14 protein-coding genes and 3 pseudogenes are annotated in these 17,324 nt (G+C 46.5%); 13 read left to right on the forward strand and 4 right to left on the reverse strand.

The features are described from left to right. Window position 1 precedes the first annotated feature (1 nt). Both QZW47_RS27085 and QZW47_RS27090 read left to right on the forward strand, forming a co-directional pair. A complete protein-coding gene (locus QZW47_RS27085) occupies window positions 2–232 on the forward strand; it encodes a hypothetical protein (RefSeq protein ID WP_293134431.1) in 231 nt (76 codons plus the stop codon). Continuing rightward, entirely contained in the window at window positions 225–2,024 is a 1,800-nt protein-coding gene (locus QZW47_RS27090; protein WP_293134434.1) for a glycosyltransferase family 39 protein, read from the forward strand. The genes QZW47_RS27085 and QZW47_RS27090 overlap by 8 nt, the downstream gene beginning before the upstream one ends. A gap of 150 nt (window positions 2,025–2,174) precedes the next feature. Here QZW47_RS27090 and QZW47_RS27095 read toward each other — a convergent pair whose 3' ends face one another. Further along, entirely contained in the window at window positions 2,175–2,585 is a 411-nt protein-coding gene (locus tag QZW47_RS27095) for a hypothetical protein (RefSeq protein WP_293134437.1), read from the reverse strand. Between the two features lie 390 nt (window positions 2,586–2,975). On the opposite strand from QZW47_RS27095, the gene QZW47_RS27100 reads away from it, so the two are divergent. The 6 genes from QZW47_RS27100 (at window position 2,976) to QZW47_RS27125 (ending at window position 8,140) form a co-directional block, all read left to right on the forward strand. Beyond that, window positions 2,976–3,653 carry a Uma2 family endonuclease gene (locus QZW47_RS27100; RefSeq protein WP_293134440.1) on the forward strand — a complete coding sequence of 226 codons (678 nt, stop codon included), beginning with the start codon at window positions 2,976–2,978 and terminating at the stop codon, window positions 3,651–3,653. A 59-nt stretch (window positions 3,654–3,712) separates the two neighbouring features. Next, window positions 3,713–3,943, forward strand: coding sequence for a hypothetical protein (locus QZW47_RS27105; RefSeq protein ID WP_293134443.1), 231 nt, complete (start codon window positions 3,713–3,715; stop codon window positions 3,941–3,943). A gap of 4 nt (window positions 3,944–3,947) precedes the next feature. Then, window positions 3,948–4,442 (forward strand): papain-like cysteine protease family protein, encoded by a 495-nt coding sequence (locus tag QZW47_RS27110; RefSeq protein ID WP_293134446.1) that lies wholly within the window; start codon window positions 3,948–3,950, stop codon window positions 4,440–4,442. Continuing rightward, window positions 4,439–4,909 (forward strand): hypothetical protein, encoded by a 471-nt coding sequence (locus QZW47_RS27115; protein ID WP_293134449.1) that lies wholly within the window; start codon window positions 4,439–4,441, stop codon window positions 4,907–4,909. Before QZW47_RS27110 ends, QZW47_RS27115 begins: the two co-directional genes overlap by 4 nt. A gap of 133 nt (window positions 4,910–5,042) precedes the next feature. Then, on the forward strand, window positions 5,043–7,244 hold the full coding sequence (locus QZW47_RS27120; RefSeq protein WP_293134452.1) for an NACHT domain-containing protein: 2,202 nt from the start codon (window positions 5,043–5,045) through the stop codon (window positions 7,242–7,244). Further along, window positions 7,244–8,140, forward strand: coding sequence for an SUMF1/EgtB/PvdO family nonheme iron enzyme (locus tag QZW47_RS27125; protein WP_293134455.1), 897 nt, complete (start codon window positions 7,244–7,246; stop codon window positions 8,138–8,140). The genes QZW47_RS27120 and QZW47_RS27125 overlap by 1 nt, the downstream gene beginning before the upstream one ends. Before the next feature lie 341 nt (window positions 8,141–8,481). Here the strand turns inward: QZW47_RS27125 and QZW47_RS27130 are convergent, their stop codons facing one another. Then, entirely contained in the window at window positions 8,482–9,087 is a 606-nt protein-coding gene (locus QZW47_RS27130; protein WP_293134458.1) for a DUF3318 domain-containing protein, read from the reverse strand. On the opposite strand from QZW47_RS27130, the gene QZW47_RS27135 reads away from it, so the two are divergent. Beyond that, the gene (locus QZW47_RS27135) at window positions 9,029–9,172 is read left to right on the forward strand and encodes a hypothetical protein (RefSeq protein WP_293134473.1); all 144 of its coding nucleotides are present in this window, start codon (window positions 9,029–9,031) and stop codon (window positions 9,170–9,172) included. The genes QZW47_RS27130 and QZW47_RS27135 overlap by 59 nt on opposite strands. A gap of 245 nt (window positions 9,173–9,417) precedes the next feature. Here the strand turns inward: QZW47_RS27135 and QZW47_RS27140 are convergent, their stop codons facing one another. Next, window positions 9,418–10,992 (reverse strand): nucleoside transporter C-terminal domain-containing protein, encoded by a 1,575-nt coding sequence (locus QZW47_RS27140; RefSeq protein WP_293134461.1) that lies wholly within the window; start codon window positions 10,990–10,992, stop codon window positions 9,418–9,420. Between the two features lie 207 nt (window positions 10,993–11,199). Between QZW47_RS27140 and QZW47_RS27145 the strand changes: the two genes are divergently transcribed. Beyond that, the gene (locus tag QZW47_RS27145) at window positions 11,200–11,478 is read left to right on the forward strand and encodes a hypothetical protein (RefSeq protein WP_293134464.1); all 279 of its coding nucleotides are present in this window, start codon (window positions 11,200–11,202) and stop codon (window positions 11,476–11,478) included. 86 nt (window positions 11,479–11,564) lie between these two features. Here QZW47_RS27145 and QZW47_RS27150 read toward each other — a convergent pair whose 3' ends face one another. Next, on the reverse strand, window positions 11,565–11,759 hold the full coding sequence (locus QZW47_RS27150; protein ID WP_293134467.1) for a hypothetical protein: 195 nt from the start codon (window positions 11,757–11,759) through the stop codon (window positions 11,565–11,567). 564 nt (window positions 11,760–12,323) lie between these two features. Here QZW47_RS27150 and QZW47_RS30245 point away from each other — a divergent pair. The 3 pseudogenes from QZW47_RS30245 to QZW47_RS30255 form a co-directional block, all read left to right on the forward strand. After that, window positions 12,324–13,004: pseudogene (locus QZW47_RS30245) on the forward strand (filamentous hemagglutinin N-terminal domain-containing protein); the annotation flags it as partial. A 2,603-nt stretch (window positions 13,005–15,607) separates the two neighbouring features. Further along, window positions 15,608–15,742: pseudogene (locus QZW47_RS30250) on the forward strand (hypothetical protein); the annotation flags it as partial. A 547-nt stretch (window positions 15,743–16,289) separates the two neighbouring features. After that, window positions 16,290–17,183: pseudogene (locus tag QZW47_RS30255) on the forward strand (CHAT domain-containing protein); the annotation flags it as partial. Window positions 17,184–17,324: the final 141 nt, after the last annotated feature.

Consider the following 17,324-nt stretch of genomic DNA (forward strand, 5'->3'; position numbering starts at 1 on the left):
CATGAGGAATTGGGCATTGGGCATTGGGAATTGGGAATTGGGAATTGGGAATTGGGCATTGGGCATTGGGCATTGGGCATTGGGAATTGGGAATTGGGAATTGGGCATTGGGAATTGGGAATTGGGCATTGGGCATTGGGCATTGGGCATTGGGCATTGGGAATTGGTAACAGTCAACAGTCAACAGTCAACAGTCAACAGTCAAATAACCAATAACTCAATTAATGATTAAGAACAAACAACTGTTGTTGCTATTACTGTGGATGACGATCGCCCTAATGCTGCGTTTTGCCAATTTGGACTCGAAACCGCTGTGGACAGATGAGTTTTCGACTATCGTGTTTAGTCTGGGTAACAGTTTTCGCGGGGTGCCGATCGATCGCCCGATCGCACTTTCCACTCTACTACAACCGTTGCAATTCCGTCCCGAGGCTGGCATTGCAGATGTTCTAAACCATTTGCTGGTGGAAAGCAACCATCCACCGGTGTATTTTATGGTGGCGCACTGGTGGATGCGGTTGTTTGTGCCTACTCAGGATAGTTTAGTGTGGATTGGGCGATCGCTGCCGGCATTATTGGGCGTAATTTCAGTTCCAGCCATCTACCTTTTAGGCAAATTTGCATTCAATTCTCGTTTAGTTGGTCAATGTGCCGCGGCGATGATGGCAGTTTCTCCCTACGGCATTTATCTCGCTCAAGAAGCTCGCCATTATACGTTAGGAATCTTATTAGTTATTGCGTCTCTTTTTTGTTTGACTTTAGCTGTCAAAAAGTTACAACAGCGCGCTCCGCTGCCTATCTGGGCGGTGCTGTTTTGGATAATTGTTAACTGTTTGGGAATTGCGGTTCACTACTTTTTTGTACTGACTTTGTGTGCGGAAGCCATAGCATTAATGGCTGTAATCTGGCAGCAGTTTCATTGGAAATTGGCGCTTTCGGAGAGTCAGCAGCCGAATATTTGGCAATTTCAAATCCTGTGGAGGCTTTTCGCAGTAGCCCTGGGGACTGTAGCGGGCGGTTTAGTTTGGCTGCCAGTATTTTTGTCGAATAGATACGGTAGCGAACTCACCAATTGGATTGTCGGTGGCGATCGCACATTTGTAGATTGGATCGCGCCGATTTTCCAAGCTTTGGCGGGATGGATCGTAGTGATGTTGCTGCTTCCGGTGGAATCTGCTAATTTGGCTGTGGTGGTTGGATCGGCGATCGTAATGGCAATATTTTTAATCTGGGCGCTTCCGATCCTGCAAAATGCTCTTAAAACTGCCTTGAAAACGCCAGATACTCGTTTAGGTACTGTTATTTTTGGCGGATTTGTGCTAGGAGCAATTTTTCTATTTTTCAGCTTTGCATATATTATAGGAATTGACCTAACTCGCGGGCCTAGATACAACTTTGTCTACTTTCCGGGGGTGATATTACTATTAGGAGCAACCTTATCAGTTATTTATGAGACACCTACAATAAAAACTCGATGGTTTAATTTACCTGTTGTGGTAATTGCTGGCAAAAAAGCAGTGGTGCTAATTTTAGCAATGGGCTTTTTGAGCGGTGTTACAGTAAATTCCAATCTCGGTTATCGCAAATATTACAAACCAGACCTTTTGATTCCGATTATCCGCGAAGTCTCGCAAGTTCCTGTGTTAATTGCGACTACTCAAAAGACTCATGTGGAAATTGGAGAGTTGATGGGGATTGGATTGGAATGGGAAAAAAGGAAGAAGGGTTCGGCAGCGGATTTTGTAGCGGATGTAGCGGATGTAGCGGATGTTAGGAAGAAAAAAGAAGTTACAGCTTTTGATTCTCCACAGTTTCTTTTGGTTAAGCAGAGAAGGGATGCGCCGGAAATTGTGGCGGGGATACTGGATAAGACACTCAGTCAATTGGAACGTCCGCTTGATTTGTGGTTGGTTAATTTTCGCGCGCCTGTCAATTTAGCCGCACAAAATTGTCAGCTTGAATCTCGCGATTTACCTGGCGTGGATGGTTATGAATATCAAGTTTATCATTGTTCTCGTTCCTAGTGCGGACTTCAGTCCGCAGCATGAGAGCGGACTGAAGTCCGCACTACGAACCAACTATTTTTTCTGGTAATCGGTGGGACATGATATGATGCGTAAAAATAGGGGCAACCATCGAGGATTACCCCTAGAAAGGTGGCAACTAGACTGTGATTAAGAGTCCGCAGCAAAATATTTAATTAAGATACTCATCACTTCACCGGAATTGTGAGTTGGGACAAGGGGACTCCAGTCAGAAACGCAGGCAAAATTATGGCAGTGCAAAGAATGAATGACGCGCGAAACAACAGGGCGAGAACTGATCAGAAAGATTTTCAGAAGTTCTTGGTTAACTGAAGTTTCCAAGTTTGCTTTTTTAGCGGAGGGCTGAGTGATTTCGGTGGTTGGATTTTCTAGCCCAATCTCGAAAGCAAGTATTAATTCGGTATTCGGTAACAGTTGTCGGATGACTTTTAGGGAAGATTCTGCTTCGCTGCGGCTGCTAAATTGGGCGACGGGTAAGCGCTGAAAGTTCGGCAGCATTCGGTAAATAATCCAGGAATTCGTAGTTTCTGGGGTGTTCATGGTTGTATTCTAAATTTTGGGTATGTTTGCCCATAGGAAAGTCACAGAATTGCACTTTATTATGAGCGCGATCGAGGATCGAACTACTAATAAAGATGCGTCCTGAGTGATAATTATTTATCGTTCGCTTTCCTATCACGTGAAACTAGATAGAGTCGAGCGATGAGGTTATGTTAGACCACAAATAAATATAAAATAGAATTATTTACAAAACTTGATTTTACATTATTAGTGCGGAAAAGCTGTTAATTTAACCACTCAAATTAGGCGGTTGAATTAAGTATTTAAATTAGGTATTTATCATGCAATAGCCAGCAAAAAAGAACGTTATATAGTGTCGTTTGACAAACAACCATGCTATAATCAATATAAGTTTTGGGAAAAACTGAAATGTTAAATTACAACTTGCCGAGGTACTTACCCTCAGCCGATGAACTGCCAGACTCTGATGAAACGCCTGTGGATAACGAACTGCAAGAACTAATACCGGGGTTGCTAAAAGCAATATTGCTGATACTTTGGGCAGAACGGATGGACTGGTTTTTTGGTATAGATATGGGTATCTATTATCACCATGAAAAACCTGCTATTGTCCCAGACGGTTTTTTGAGTTTAGGAGTAGAACGGTTTTATGATGAAGAATTGCGTCCCAGTTACGTGCTGTGGGATGAATATGTTGTGCCAACTTTGGTGTTAGAAGTTGTTTCCAAAAAGTATCGCAAGGAATACAGTGCTAAATTGGAGGAATATCAAGCTTTAGGCGTACTTTATTACGTGATTTATTCTTCGCGTCGCCGCCGCAAACCCCGTTTGGAAGTACATAAGTTAGTTAATGGCAAGTATGAATTACAGTCTGGACATCCAGTTTGGATGCCAGAAATTGGTTTGGGAATTGGTTGTGAAAGGGGAAATTATTCTGGCGTGACGAGGGAATGGCTGTATTGGTACGATGCAGAGGGAAAGCGTTATCTGACTCCTGAAGAACAGGTGAAAAGCTTAGCACAACGTGCAGAACAATTCGCTCAAAAATTACGGGAGTTAGGAATCGATCCAAATAGTCTGATTTGAAGAAATTACCAAAGCGATAATGCTAAAATTACATCAATCGAACATTCCTACATAAACACATGACTTTCGAGGCAGTTTTCAGTCTTGTTAAGCAGTTGTCTCTTTCGGACAAGTTACGGTTGATTAAGTGGATGGTTCCTGAGATAGAACGAGAATTAGTTGTCGTTCGCCCTACTCCCCGCAAATCATTGTGGGGTTTATGTGCTGACTTGGGAATGGCACCATCTGCGGCTGATATAGATGAAGTTCGCAGGGAAGAATGGGCGAATTTCTTAAGGGAGAATTTCTAATTTCATGGCAGGATTGTCTGGGGCTGGTGGAAATTGGCAAGTTATTGATGAGATAGCAGACGAAGCAGTCGTCAAGCAACAAGACAAGTTATCATGTGGCCCTGCTTGTGGTGAAATGTTACTTAGCGATCGCGGAATTTGCGATGTGAATCAATCCCTAATCGCCGCTGAAACTGGAATACCTATAAATATTGAAGATTTAGCAGTTGCACTCAATACTCTGGATGCAAGCGGTACTAGATTGTGGTTTGGCGGTACTGTCTCTATTCCTGGGGCGACAGATTCAGAAATAGTTGATGTATTAATTACTACAGGTTCTTGGGCTGCTATTTTGTGGGAACCTCTAGCTGATTTGGGGCATATAGTAATTGTTGACGGACTTGAAAATACAGGAAAAATTATGATTCGCGACCCCTGGAATGCTACAAGATATAAAATGGATAGAGAAGAGTTTTTAAGTTACTGGAATATTCAAGCTGTTTACTCATTAAAACGATGAAAGTGCAAGTTTTGTCTGTTCAGCCTGCGATCGCCCTTAACTCCCACGAGGTTGTGCTGTCAGTCGGTGGAGATAGACACAAATTTATGTTTACCACGGAAGTCGATCGCCTGGGAGAGCATTTACTGCAAACTACTCACGGCGATCGCACTTTTGCAGATTTTTTCCGATTTAATCAGCGAGTAGCGATGAAAGTGACCAATCTGGTGGTTAAATGCCAGAATCATCAAGCTGTAGAATTTCCGGCAGATGTCGGCATTTTTGTCACTCCAGAAACAGCTTTATTGAAGCAAAAACCGTTTGAAAGTGGCACTTTTGTAGCAACCGAGTCGCAGCCACCAGAAGCAATTAATCGAGAAACTCGTCAAAGGGCGATCGCAATTGTTGAGAAATTACCAGAAACTATGCTGGATGAGGCAGTTAAGTTTCTGGAATCTTTGTCTGTTAAGGCTAATCCGGTAGAGTAGCGATGTTTTTTTCCAGTAAGGGCGATCGCACTTTCGATTATCGCACAGCAGCAATAAATAACATCTATTGCGAACCATCGATCGCTAATATCGCGTAAAATTGGATACAACAAGCTTTTAAATGCGATCGCCTATGTCCAGATTTATTCAAAATTTGCTGCTACCGTTGCTATTGATACTCAGTAATGGTTTCTTGGGTTGGCTGATCAACCAACTACCCGGTAAACAGGACTTAAAAATTGACGATCCTATAATAATCTTACTGACAGTAGCGTGTATATTAGCACTTTTTATCATCGGTACTATACCCAGTCAGTCTCAGCCGAGTGCAACGCCTGGAAATCAAAATTGGCTGGTTGGTTTTTTACCCCTGCTGGGAGGTGGCATCCTGTTCGGACTCTTGAAGGGGAAGCACGTAGCCGCCGAATTCAATTCAGCAGTTTTTTATACATCACTTGTTTTATTTGGTTTGGGGACTGTGCTGCCACCCGTACTTATTTTACCAAGACAATGGCAGAATAGGTTAGTATGGGTGCCGCCGGGTTTGGGACTGGCGGTAATGTTGTATTTCATACTGAGGCGCCAATGGACAGCATCATTTTTGGCTTTGGTTGTGACTGTAATTTTGATGTTGTTTATCCATGCCATCAAGTTTCTCATCCCAGTTACTAACCAACTTACACCGAAGTTTAGGGCAAAGAGACAGCAACTTGCAGATAGTTTGGCAAACTGGATTTGGAACGAAATCGAAAATTTTACCTCACCTTTTCAGCAGCAATATTACCAGAGTTTGACTTATATCTGTCGAGACTATCAAACACAGGGATTGGATAGAGACAGAACCCTGAAGTTGCAAAAGGTATTTGTGCCACTCAAAATTTCTGCAACAGAGGCAGCGAATACAAATCCAAACATGATTCAGCCGCTAAAGGATGAAGGAAATAACTCAAATGAAACACAAATTTGGGATTTTTTAGCAAAGATAGATAAGAATAATCTGGAAGTTTGGCGCATGGCCGTATTGGGCGCACCCGGTTCCGGGAAAACTACCCTTTTGAGATATTTAACGCATACTTATGCCACAAAGCAAGAGCGCAAAGTGCATCGGAAAGCGCCGCAACTGATTCCGATATTGTTGTATCTCCGAGATGTGCGTCAGGAAATTGTGAACAATCATCAACTCACTCTGGCAGACTTAATTACTCAGCAGGTACAGCAGCAGCACCAAAAATATCAACTGCTGAATCCACCACCTAACTGGTTTGCCGAAAAATTACGTCAAAACCAATGTTTGGTAATGTTAGATGGATTGGATGAAGTGGCGGATGCAACCCAGCGCCAGCAAGTAAGTAGTTGGGTAGACGCACAGATGGGGGCATACCCGGACACAGCTTTTATTTTAACTTCTCGACCTTTTGGTTATAAAACTGCGCTGTTGCAACAAACTGTGACTGTCTCAGAAGTGCAACCATTTAGCTTGAGACAGATGCAGCAGTTTCTTCATAGCTGGTATTTGGAAACAGAGGTGATGAGTCGCGCTGGACAAAATGATATGGGAGTGCGGGCAGAGGCAAAACAACAAGCTGATGATTTAATTAAGCGGATTAAGAATAGCAAACCTCTAGCGGATATGGCGGTGAATCCTTTACTGCTAACAATGATTGCCACAGTTCACCGTCGCGGTAGCGCTTTGCCGGGAAAACGGGTAGAACTTTACAGAGAAATTTGCCAGATTTTACTAGAAAAGCGACAAACAGCTAAAAATATTGCGGATGCGCTAACAGCCACGCAAAAGCAATCTGTTCTGCAAGTGCTGGCATTTGAATTAATGCAGCGGAAAACTCGTGAATTCAAGATATCTGATGGAATTGATTGGATTAAAGACAAGCTGGCAGATGTAGCAGGCAGTGGTGCAAATCAAGAGAATTTTATCCAGCAAGTTCGGGATGTGAGTGGGTTGTTAGTGGAAAAAGAAGTAGGCGTTTATGAGTTTGCTCACTTGAGTTTTCAGGAATATTTAGCCGCAGTTCAGATTAAGGAATCGAACCAAGAGAATTTGTTAATCGGAAATATTAAACAATCTTGGTGGGCTGAAACTATCCGTCTTTATGCAGCGCAGAGTAATGCTAGCAATCTGATTCGTGCAGTCTTGGCGATGCCATCTCCATCCGTGGAAGAAATGGCACTCGCCTATGATTGCTGGGACGAGGGGTTGAGTGTAAATCCAGACATTCGGCAACAACTGGAGCAAATTTTAGAACAAGGTTTGAACTCGACAGACCCAGAAATTGCCAAATTAGCAGCACAGGTACAGTTATCGAGGCGATTGAAATAATGTTGTTACGAATTGATGAGAATGTCGAAATTGACATGAGTTACATCACCTGCGCCGAATATCAGCTTTTTATTGATGAGAAACTGGAAACGGGTGAACATCACCAACCTGACTATTGGACAAGTTACAGATTTCCGCCAGGAGATGCCAAAAAATCCATTATTGGAATACGATTTAGTGATGCTGAGGAGTTTTGTGAATGGTTGAATCAGCAATCTGCATTGGGATTCAAGTACAGACTGCCCACTTTAGCTGAAGTAGAGGAGTATCCAGTCGCAGAAAAACAAGTAGGATGTTGGTGTTTTGATGGAAAACAGGGAATCCTTGCAGGAATAGAAATTGGACAGAAGCAAGCTTGGGAAGAGAAATTAGCTAAGGTTTTGGTTCTCGACCGCGACCTCAACCGCGACCTCAACCTCAACCGCGACCTCAACCGCGACCTCAACCGCCTCCTCTACCGCGACCTCAACCTCGACCTCTACCGCGACCTCTACCGCGACCTCTACCGCGTCCTCAACCGCGACCTCAACCGCGACCTCAACCGCGACCTCTACCGCCTCCTCAACCGCGACCTCAACCGCGACCTCAAAACCAAATTTAAAGTAATTGGAGCAGGCAAAGCCAGTGATTTCTTACTTTTATACTTCCCTCTGCTTTCTCTTATTATTATCTATCATTTTTTGTCAGCAATTTATGAGGCAATCTCCGAAAATGAAGAGGCGCTCAATACAATTAAGTTAAGCCGTCAAGAAAGTGAAGCTATTAGCCGTAAGTATCTAGATAGTCTAAATGAAATATACCCACTTTATGTTTCCCTGGTATTACTAGATGAGCGACAAGCGGGTCGGATACCAGCATGGGAGAGTATTCGGATTGTCAGGGAAAGAGTTGAGTAGCAGATATAGCGCGTCACACCCATAATCCGGCAGGGGTTTAAACCCCTGCCTCATAGCTAAAGTCCTCTAAAAGAGGACTGATGAATTATTCACAAGACTTACGCATTTATTACGATTGTCTGTCATTGCGAGGCAAACGGAAGCAATCCCAAACCATTGTTATACCGTTATAATATGCAAATCCTGATTCAGTCCTCTTTGAGAGGACTTGGGCTATTAGCCAGGGGTTTAAACCCCTGGCGGTATTTGGGATTAAGCGATATTTCGGATTAAGTGAACACCAATCAAAACTTTTGTGTCCTCTGCCTGCGGGACACGCGATTGTTTGTGAAACAGTATTCTCAATCTTGCCTCACACTATCGGGCACGCCCACCGCCGAAATACCCGATATCGCCCTTAAATTCTGACACCGAATCAGCCCGTTAAAATCTAAACTTTTGCCTTCAATTTGCGCCACAGCTTCGATCGCCCCCAGCAGATGTCCCGCCGCCTCAGCTTCGGTGTAACCGCGTCTTCCCGCCACTCTAATCGCCGTTTCGTCTGCATCTAACTCTACTTGCGAACTGCGGTTGTCGCGCCAAATTCGAGTCATCGCCAGCCCAGTCAACCCACCGGCGATCGCAATTCCGATCGCATCTCCCTGCAATAACTCTACCACAGTGCCGAGAATTCCCGCCACAGCCGCACCTTGATAAATATCCGGCTTAAACCACTTGAAATTGCCCAGAAAACTTACAGTACGCAATAGCAGTAAATCTCGCTGCGGCTTAGATAGCAACCGCCACAAATCAAAATTAATATAAATTGGGCGAGATTGATTCCAAGGTAAAGGAAACTCGCAGTCAATTACTGTCGATTGTTGAGGCTTATTAATAATTTTACACGTCATGCGGCCCGAGGCGGGCATCACATCTAACAGGCGGCGAATTTCTGGTTCGGGATTCATAAATAGAAGGAAGAAGGAAGAAGGAAGAAGGAAGAGGGAAGAAGGAAGAGGGAATTGGTGCGATCGCACACAAACATCTGTATAGACACGGCAATGCCCTTGAGCGTCTCAACTTAACCCTGAAAGCCATGAGTAATCTCGCTCCTAGTCTAGTTTTTTACCCCCTAAATCCCCCTTGCTAAGGGGGGGACTTTGAGAAGAATCTTGTCCCCCCCTTAGCAAGGGGGGCTAGGGGGGTTATAGGCCCTAATTGCCAAACAGCATTCTCTGACTACTTTTGATCTTAAGTTGATTCTAATAGGCAATACCGTGTCTTAACTCGTAGCTTATTTAAGGTGTTTTCTTCGATTCAGATTTAGGAGATTCTTTGGCTTTCGGAGCCACTTTTTCACCCTTCGGCGAAGGCTTCGGGCTGGCAATTGCTGGGGCAACTGACGGCTTGGAACTCGCCGCTGGGGATGCTTCTGATTTCGGGGAAGCGGGGGCGCTTATCGGGGCAGTTGGGGGTGTCTTAGTACCTAAAATGCTGGAGTCTCCGGTGTCAAATAATCCGGCGATACAAGCAATCATCATTGTAGCTAAGGTGCCGACAAATAAGGCTTTCCAACCGAGTTCGGAAATGTCTTTGCGGCGGGAGGGAATTAGGGCGATTGTGCCGCCGACAAATATGCCGACGGAGGCTAGGTGGGCGAAACCGGAAAGGGCGTAACTGACAATCAAAACTGTGCGATCGCTAATCAGTCCTTTTGCCGCCGCTTCTGCTAAAGTTTGATAAGGCGGAATTGCTGTTTCTAACAGCCGCCGCCCGATGATGACTGAAGCTGTCCAAGAATCCTCGAAGGGAACTCCGGTTAACAAGGTTAGCGGGTAAAATAAGGCTCCTTGAATGTTTTGCAGGGTGATAAAACTAAAGATTGTACCAATTGGAGCAGGTAAAACAGCCAGCCAAGCAAAGAATTGATTGATTAAGGAAACTAAGCCCAAGATTAAAATCAAAACAGCGGCAATTGCAACTGACATTTTTACCCCGTCTAATGCGCCAATAATCGCAGCATCCAAAGGGCTAACTCGTTCGATGGGTTCTCCGCCAACTGTCTCTTGTTTGCGGAACTCACCATCATTTTGGGCGATTTCATCGCCGATGAATTCGTGGCCTTGGGGTTTCGGTTCTTCCTTGGGAATGCCGCCCATTGTCACCGGTATACCTGTTTCGGGAACTAAGATTTTGGAGAGGACAAAACAAGCAGGAATCGCGATTATTGAGGCTGAAACTAAATGCCCTAAAATATTTGGAAAAACAGGCTTGAGAAAACTGACGTAAATTGCTAAGGTTGATGAAGCGGCTGTTCCAAAGCAACAAGAGAGGATTGCACAAAGTTCGGAACGAGTCATTTGTGGCAAGTAAGGCTTGACGACAATTGCTGCTTCGATTCCTACAAAAATATTGGCGGCGCCACTGAGTGCTTCTGCACCACTCAACCGCATTGTCATGTAAAATATTTTGGCAAAAACTTCGGTGATAATTTGAATTATGCCGATGTTATAAAGTAAGGCCATGAGGCCTGAGAAAAAGACGACTGTCGGTAAAGCCCGAAAGGCGAAAATATATCCTAAATTAACTGGCGGGTCTTGACCGGGTATTGGTACAATGTTTCTGCCGAATACAAATCTTGCTCCGGCGTCAGCAGCGGTGAATACTCCATCCAGTAAGCTGGTAAACCACTCTAGGGCGATGCGAGTTGGGGGAAATAGGAAGACTAAAAATCCTAAGACTAATTGTAGGCCAATGCCCCAGATGATGACGCGCCAAGGTATATACCTAACTTGGCGGTTTTCTGAGAAAATCCAGGCGATCGCGCACAACCCAAAAATGCCCAGAAATGAGATAAAGTTGTAGATAGACATGAGCCTAGTCCTTGAAATAGCTGAGAATGCCGATCGACGGCTGACACCACATCAGTTATACTATTCATCGGATGGCAAATGCCAAAAAAATAACCGGCAGATAAATTACGCACTCAACAGCGTATTTATGCCGTGCCGATATCTCCATATATCGAGCCAGCCTTGATTTGCCGTAATTACCAGCAGTTTAGATAGACACTCTAACACATGGAAGCTTTTGCGACCCATCCTCCCGAATGGACTGCGGCGGCGGTTCACGCTACTGAGTTTTGCTGTCCCAAGTGCGCTGCTAGCTGCACGGATGCCCATGAAGTCTGGATTAATCGTCGATCGCCAGTATACACCGAGTCCAACCGCCGCAAGTGGCAAGAATTTTACCGCTGCTCCTGTAGCGCCGTGTGGTGGGCTTGGAGTAACGACAGGCCTCCTTCAGAACTTGTGCGTCCCGATGAGGGCTCCGAGGGGGATTCAGATGATGATTTTTAGAAGACTTGGCGATTTTATTTGAAATTAGGTTCAGGTGCGCGGCGTTTGCACACCTTACAGTTATATAAACGAATGCGATTTCCCAACTAATACAGCACGTCAAGTAGGCCCTTGACTACGCCTTCCATGATTCTTTCAATTAAGCTTAATTCATTTTCGCCGATCGACTCATTTAACAGCATTGACTGAATTCTTTGTCTGTCATCGCGAGTCAGTTGGCCTGATGCAAATATCCGCTCAACTACTTGTTCATTTAGAAAAGGGAAATTTTGAGTTTGCATGGTCGATTTCTCACAGCATCAATATTTTGTTGTTAACTTTGTCGGAGAAGCCAGTGATTTCGTGGGTTGACTGCTGTTCTATCTAATCAATTGACAAATTATAAAACGAAAGCGGGCATTTTGTCAAGACACCGCCTACAGATATATATCAAATCTGCCTCGTATTTCCGATATTATAGTAGTGGGTGCTTTGGAAGTGCGATCGACTCTTCGGAGCAACCCTTGGCACCCAGGAGACAAACCCTCCGTGCCGGCGTGCGATCGACATTTTTAAGTTTATTGGCACTTTCGCGGAACATTATAGATCAAACGAAATCAAAACTACTTATAGATTAGAATTGGGAATCGGGAATTGGGAATCGGGAATTGGCTTTTATAATTTTCCTTTCAGGAGTGTTAGCTGTGACTTCTCGAAGCGATATAGGTAAGCGAGCGTCCCGCTCGCACTCCTAAAAAACGATTTTCACAAAATCAGGATGCTCCCCTAATAACTAATGACAACTGACAACTGCCAACTGTTAACTGCCAACTGTTAACTGTCAACTATCAACTGTCAACTGATTCATGACCTATTTTCGCTCTGCTTTAATTTTGACATTAGGTTTTTGGCTGCTACCGCTAGCAGTGCAATCGCAACCTGTCGTCCCAGCGAATGACGGCACTAATACTGTTGTCAATTCCGAGCAAAATCGCTTAAACATTAGCGGCGGACAACTGTCTGGAAACGGCGCCAATCTGTTTCACAGCTTCAGCAAATTTAATCTCAGCGAAGGTCAAATTGCCAATTTTCTCACTAATCCCAATATTCAAAATATTTTAGGGCGGATTTCTGGCGATGTTTCCGTCATTAACGGTCTCATTTCTGTCAGCGGCGGAAACTCGAATTTGTTCTTAATGAATCCGGCGGGAATCGTCTTCGGTCAAAATGCGAGATTGAACGTGCCTGGTTCTTTTTTCGCCACAACTGCTACAGGTATCGGTTTTGGCGAGCGCTGGTTCAATGCAACAGGAATTAATGATTATAAAGCTTTACTAGGAAATCCAAATCAATTTAATTTTAATAACTCACAAGTCGGTGCAATTGTCAATGCAGGAAACTTAGCAGTCGGCAGCGGTCAAAATTTAACTTTACTGGGCCAAACTGTGATTAATACCGGGCAATTATCTGCTCCTGGCGGTCAGATTACCGTGGCGGCGGTTCGGGGAAGCAATGCAGTCCGCATCAGTCAAACTGGTAGCTTATTAAGTTTAGAAATTACTCCGTCTTTGCAGTCAGAAAAATCTGCGATCGCCCCGGCTGCTTTGGCTCAGTTGCTGACGGGCCCGGGAGTAGCCTCAGCCACAGGTTTAACTGCGAACGAACAAGGTCAATTGGTGCTGACGGGCGGCCAAACAGTGCCCCTAAATGCCGGAAGTGCGATCGTCTCGGGTGCTGTAAATGTCTTTGCCCCAAATGGCGCAACAGCAGGCACAGTAAATATTTTAGGCGAAAAAGTCGGACTGTTCGGCGCCAATATTAATGCTTCCGGGACAGACGGCGGAGGTGTTGTGCGCGTCGGAGGCGGTTTCCAGGGACTCGAACCAGTGCCGAATGCTCAGGTAACTTATGTTAGTCCTGATTCGACGATCGCACTAAACGCGATCGACCGCGGTAACGGCGGCACAGCAGTAATTTGGTCAGACAATACCACTCGCTTCTTCGGCAATATTACTGCTCGCGGCGGCACAGCAGGGGGTAACGGCGGCACTGTCGAAATTTCCGGCAAAAATGCTCTAACTTTCCAAGGAGAGGTGGATACGCGCGCGCCTAACGGGGATCTCGGCACTTTGTGGCTCGATCCGGCAAATATTACCATAGTCAGCGGTAACGGCGACACCAGCGCGCGATCGACCGCCACGGCCCTGGAACCGGCAGCAGATCCCACTCAAACATCTCTCTCAGAGGTGCAGTTGGAACAGATGGCCGTCGGCAGCAACGTGATTATAGAGACTCCGGGCGACATTACCCTCCAAGACTTGCCCGATAACAAACTTGGGCTGCAAGCAAGAACCGGAGACAGCGTAACATTTACGGCAGGCGGATTGTTTGTTGTCAATGACGGCAACGATGTCATCGAGACTCAAGGCGCCAACATCAACATTTTTGCCAGCAGCATCTCTCTGGGCGGACTCAGTGCCAATGGGGGCAATATCGCTCTTACCGCTAACGGCATAGATTTCCGGGGCGGCGCGAATTCCGTTAGCAGTGCGGGGGCAACAATTCGCTTGCAGCCCAACGACGGGCGACAAATTCGGATCGGCGGCACTGGCGATATTTTGGGCATTTTGGACTTGACAGCAGAGGATCTCGGCGCCTTGGCTCAGGGGTTTGGCTCGATCGCGATCGGGCGCGCCAACACTAGCTCGATCGCGATCGTCGGGCCGATTACCTTCAACAGCCCGCTGACACTTCAAGGCAGTTCGATCGCGATCGATAATCCCCTGAGAACCAGCGGCAGCGCATCCCTCACCCTCGATGCCGCCAAAACCGAGATCGGCGCCAACGTGGGAACATCCGGCGGCGATCTCAGTTTTATCGGCAACGTTTCCCTGAATGCTGATGCAGTTTTGGGTACTCAAGCTAGGGGAAACATTTTGTTCTCCGACAGCCTAGACGGAGCTCGCGCCCTCAGACTTGATGCTCAGCGAGTGTTCTTCGGCGGTACAGTCGGTCAAACTGCACCCCTGTCGAGTTTGACTGTCAACGGCCGGAGTACCGAGGTTTCCGCCAATATTGCCACATCTGGCGACATTGCTTTCAACAGTACCGTCACAGTCGATCGCAGCAGCACGATTTCCGCCAGCAGCGGCAGCATCACTTTTGCCAGTACCCTCGACAGCACCCCAGGCCGCGCCAATAATTTGACCCTGGGCGCTGGGAACAACATTAATTTTCGCGGCCGAGTCGGTCAAAATCAGAGGTTAGGCCTGCTCTCGGCTGACGCTGCTAACGTGAGGGCTGCTTCCACAATTACCGCCCGCAGTTTGACCGTCAACGCCCGAAATACTGCTAGCTTCGGGGGGGAAAGCACCATGATTTTGGGAGCCGATATCAAGGCAGGAAATGTCCTCTTAGAGGGTAATTTACGGACGGATGGCGGCAACGTCAACTTGCAAGCAACCCGCGAGGTTCGGACTGCCAATATTACCTCCAACGGCGGGAGGATTCGGGTTGAGGGAAATACTGTGGCTGCTGGCGCGATCGACTCTTCGTCAGCCACCGAAAGCGGCGGCGCGATCGCGCTAAACAGCAAGGCAGGCCCTTTAACTGCTCGATCTGTGAACGCTTCGGGGGCGATCGGCGGCAATATCACCCTGACTTCGCAAGCGGGGATTTCGGCTCTCGATCTCAACTCTAGCGCCACTCAGGGCAACGGCGGCGCCGTATCCTCGATCGCGCAGGGTAACATTCAGTTGGGCTTCATCAACGCTAGAGGCGGCACGGGTGGGATTGGTGGCAGCGTTGATGTCACAACCGTCGGTTTATTTCGATCGAACAATGTTTTCAACGATGAGATATTCGGCAATCTTGCCAGTATTTCTACAGCAGGAGGTGCCGGAAGCGGGGCGATCGCCATTCGCCACGGTGGCGGCACCGATCGACCCTTTGTAGTTGGAGGGGCGATCGACAACGGCACCCGAGGAAGCATTAATGCTGGTGGCGGAAACACCATTTTGCCGAGTTTAGCTTTTGGGGAAACTTACACCCAAGGAAATTTACCAAATCAAATTTCCCTAATTACACCGGGCGCGCCGTCTGCTCCTGCACCAATTCCAGCACCAATTCCCCAACCAATTCCCCAACCCGTTCCCCAACCAATTCCCCAACCAATTCCCCAACCAATTCCCCAACCCGTAAATCCCGATCGTCCGGTGTCACTTCCAGCGTCCTTGCAAGTAGAATTGCGCCCGCAAAATTCAACAGACCCAAATTCCCCGACTAGCCCTGCTATTGTAGTTCTTTCTCGCAGATTAGATTCCTCTGTTCCGGGAGTTTTAGCCTTTGAGAAATCCTTTACTAGCGAATACGAAAAATATCTTGATTTGCCCGCCCGAACGCCGATTACTAATATGTCGGTAATTTACGAAACTCTACGTAAAAACGAACAAATTACCGGGGTAAAATCGGCAATTATTTATATGAATTGGGTGAGAAGCTCGGATGCAGCAGCCAAACAAAATGATTCGGTGCTGGTGGCAAGTCGGGATTTATCTAATATATTGCCTGTTAGCAAAAACCTCAGCCCACCCTCCGATAGCTTGTTAGGAAATAAGTTGAAACAGAGGTTGCCGCCTGACAGTCAAGAAATTTCTGATGTTCCTAAGGGGGAGCATTTAGAATTAGTATTAGTCACCGCTAACGCTCAACCAATGCGAGTTTTAGTTCCGGCGACAACGCGCTGGCAAGTGCTGCAACTAGCCGATGCCTTCCAAAGCGAAATTACCAATCCCAGAAGAAGAAGCAGCAGCAGTTATTTGGATGCAGCGCAAAAACTTTATCGGTGGTTAATTGCGCCAATGACGGCAGAATTGACAGATTTAAAAATTGACAATTTAATTGTAATTCCGGCAGCAGGCTTGCGTAGCGTGCCGTTTGCTGCCCTTCACGACGGCAAACAATTTTTAATTGAAAAATACAGCATTAGCGTGATGCCGAGTCTGAGTTTGACTGATATCGGCTATGACAATATTGCTGACGATGAAATTTTGGCGATGGGGGCGTCGGTATTTGAAGATAAAGCGCCACTACCAGCAGTACCGGTAGAGTTAGAATCGATCGCGCCCCCGACGCACGGAAAATCATTTTTGAATCAAGATTTTACTCTCGGAAATTTGCAAGCTCAGCGGGCAAATCGTCCGTTTGGCATCATTCACTTAGCCACCCACAGCGAATTCCAGCCAGGGGAACCAAAAAATTCTTACATTCAGTTGTGGGATACTAAATTACGCATCGATCAAATGCGACAGTTGCGGTGGAATCAACCGCCAGTGAATCTGTTAGTTTTAAGCGCGTGCAGTACCGCTTTGGGCGATGAAGAGGCGGAGTTGGGGTTTGCGGGTTTGGCGGTAGCTAGCGGTGCGCGATCAGCTTTAGCGAGTTTGTGGGAAGTCAGCGATGAAGGAACTTTGGGGCTGATGACGGAGTTTTACCGACAATTGCGGGTGCCTAGGGCTCAGAGGAATGTCACAATTAAAGCCGAGGCTTTGCGGCGGGCGCAATTGCAGATGCTGCGAGGGCGGGTGCGGATTCAAGACGGGCTGCTGCGAGTTGAAGGAGTTTCTGCGACTCTAATTTTACCGCCAGAAATTGCCGCTAGGGGCGATCGACTGCTGGCGCATCCTTATTATTGGGCCGCCTTCACCATGATAGGAAATCCCTGGTAATTGGTCAGTTGACAGAAGAGCGCGCTCGCGACTTGCCCGCCCGCGAAGTCGAGGGGAGTCGAAGAGTTGTCAGTTGACAGAAGAGCGCGCTCGCGACTTGCCCGCCCGCGAAGTCGAGGGGAGTCGAAGAGTTGTCAGTTG

Origin of the sequence: Microcoleus sp. bin38.metabat.b11b12b14.051, assembly GCF_013299165.1 — a bacterium.
Taxonomy (GTDB): Bacteria; Cyanobacteriota; Cyanobacteriia; order Cyanobacteriales; family Microcoleaceae; genus Microcoleus.

What these genes read in the sequence shown, in the direction of transcription:
- QZW47_RS27085 (WP_293134431.1), top strand. Translation starts at nt 2, where the DNA reads ATGAGGAATTGGGCATTGGGCATTGGGAATTGGGAATTGGGAATTGGG.
- QZW47_RS27090 (WP_293134434.1), top strand. Translation starts at nt 225, where the DNA reads ATGATTAAGAACAAACAACTGTTGTTGCTATTACTGTGGATGACGATC.
- QZW47_RS27095 (WP_293134437.1), bottom strand. Translation starts at nt 2,585, where the DNA reads ATGAACACCCCAGAAACTACGAATTCCTGGATTATTTACCGAATGCTG.
- QZW47_RS27100 (WP_293134440.1), top strand. Translation starts at nt 2,976, where the DNA reads ATGTTAAATTACAACTTGCCGAGGTACTTACCCTCAGCCGATGAACTG.
- QZW47_RS27105 (WP_293134443.1), top strand. Translation starts at nt 3,713, where the DNA reads ATGACTTTCGAGGCAGTTTTCAGTCTTGTTAAGCAGTTGTCTCTTTCG.
- QZW47_RS27110 (WP_293134446.1), top strand. Translation starts at nt 3,948, where the DNA reads ATGGCAGGATTGTCTGGGGCTGGTGGAAATTGGCAAGTTATTGATGAG.
- QZW47_RS27115 (WP_293134449.1), top strand. Translation starts at nt 4,439, where the DNA reads ATGAAAGTGCAAGTTTTGTCTGTTCAGCCTGCGATCGCCCTTAACTCC.
- QZW47_RS27120 (WP_293134452.1), top strand. Translation starts at nt 5,043, where the DNA reads ATGTCCAGATTTATTCAAAATTTGCTGCTACCGTTGCTATTGATACTC.
- QZW47_RS27125 (WP_293134455.1), top strand. Translation starts at nt 7,244, where the DNA reads ATGTTGTTACGAATTGATGAGAATGTCGAAATTGACATGAGTTACATC.
- QZW47_RS27135 (WP_293134473.1), top strand. Translation starts at nt 9,029, where the DNA reads ATGCGGCCCGAGGCGGGCATCACATCTAACAGGCGGCGAATTTCTGGT.
- QZW47_RS27130 (WP_293134458.1), bottom strand. Translation starts at nt 9,087, where the DNA reads ATGAATCCCGAACCAGAAATTCGCCGCCTGTTAGATGTGATGCCCGCC.
- QZW47_RS27140 (WP_293134461.1), bottom strand. Translation starts at nt 10,992, where the DNA reads ATGTCTATCTACAACTTTATCTCATTTCTGGGCATTTTTGGGTTGTGC.
- QZW47_RS27145 (WP_293134464.1), top strand. Translation starts at nt 11,200, where the DNA reads ATGGAAGCTTTTGCGACCCATCCTCCCGAATGGACTGCGGCGGCGGTT.
- QZW47_RS27150 (WP_293134467.1), bottom strand. Translation starts at nt 11,759, where the DNA reads ATGCAAACTCAAAATTTCCCTTTTCTAAATGAACAAGTAGTTGAGCGG.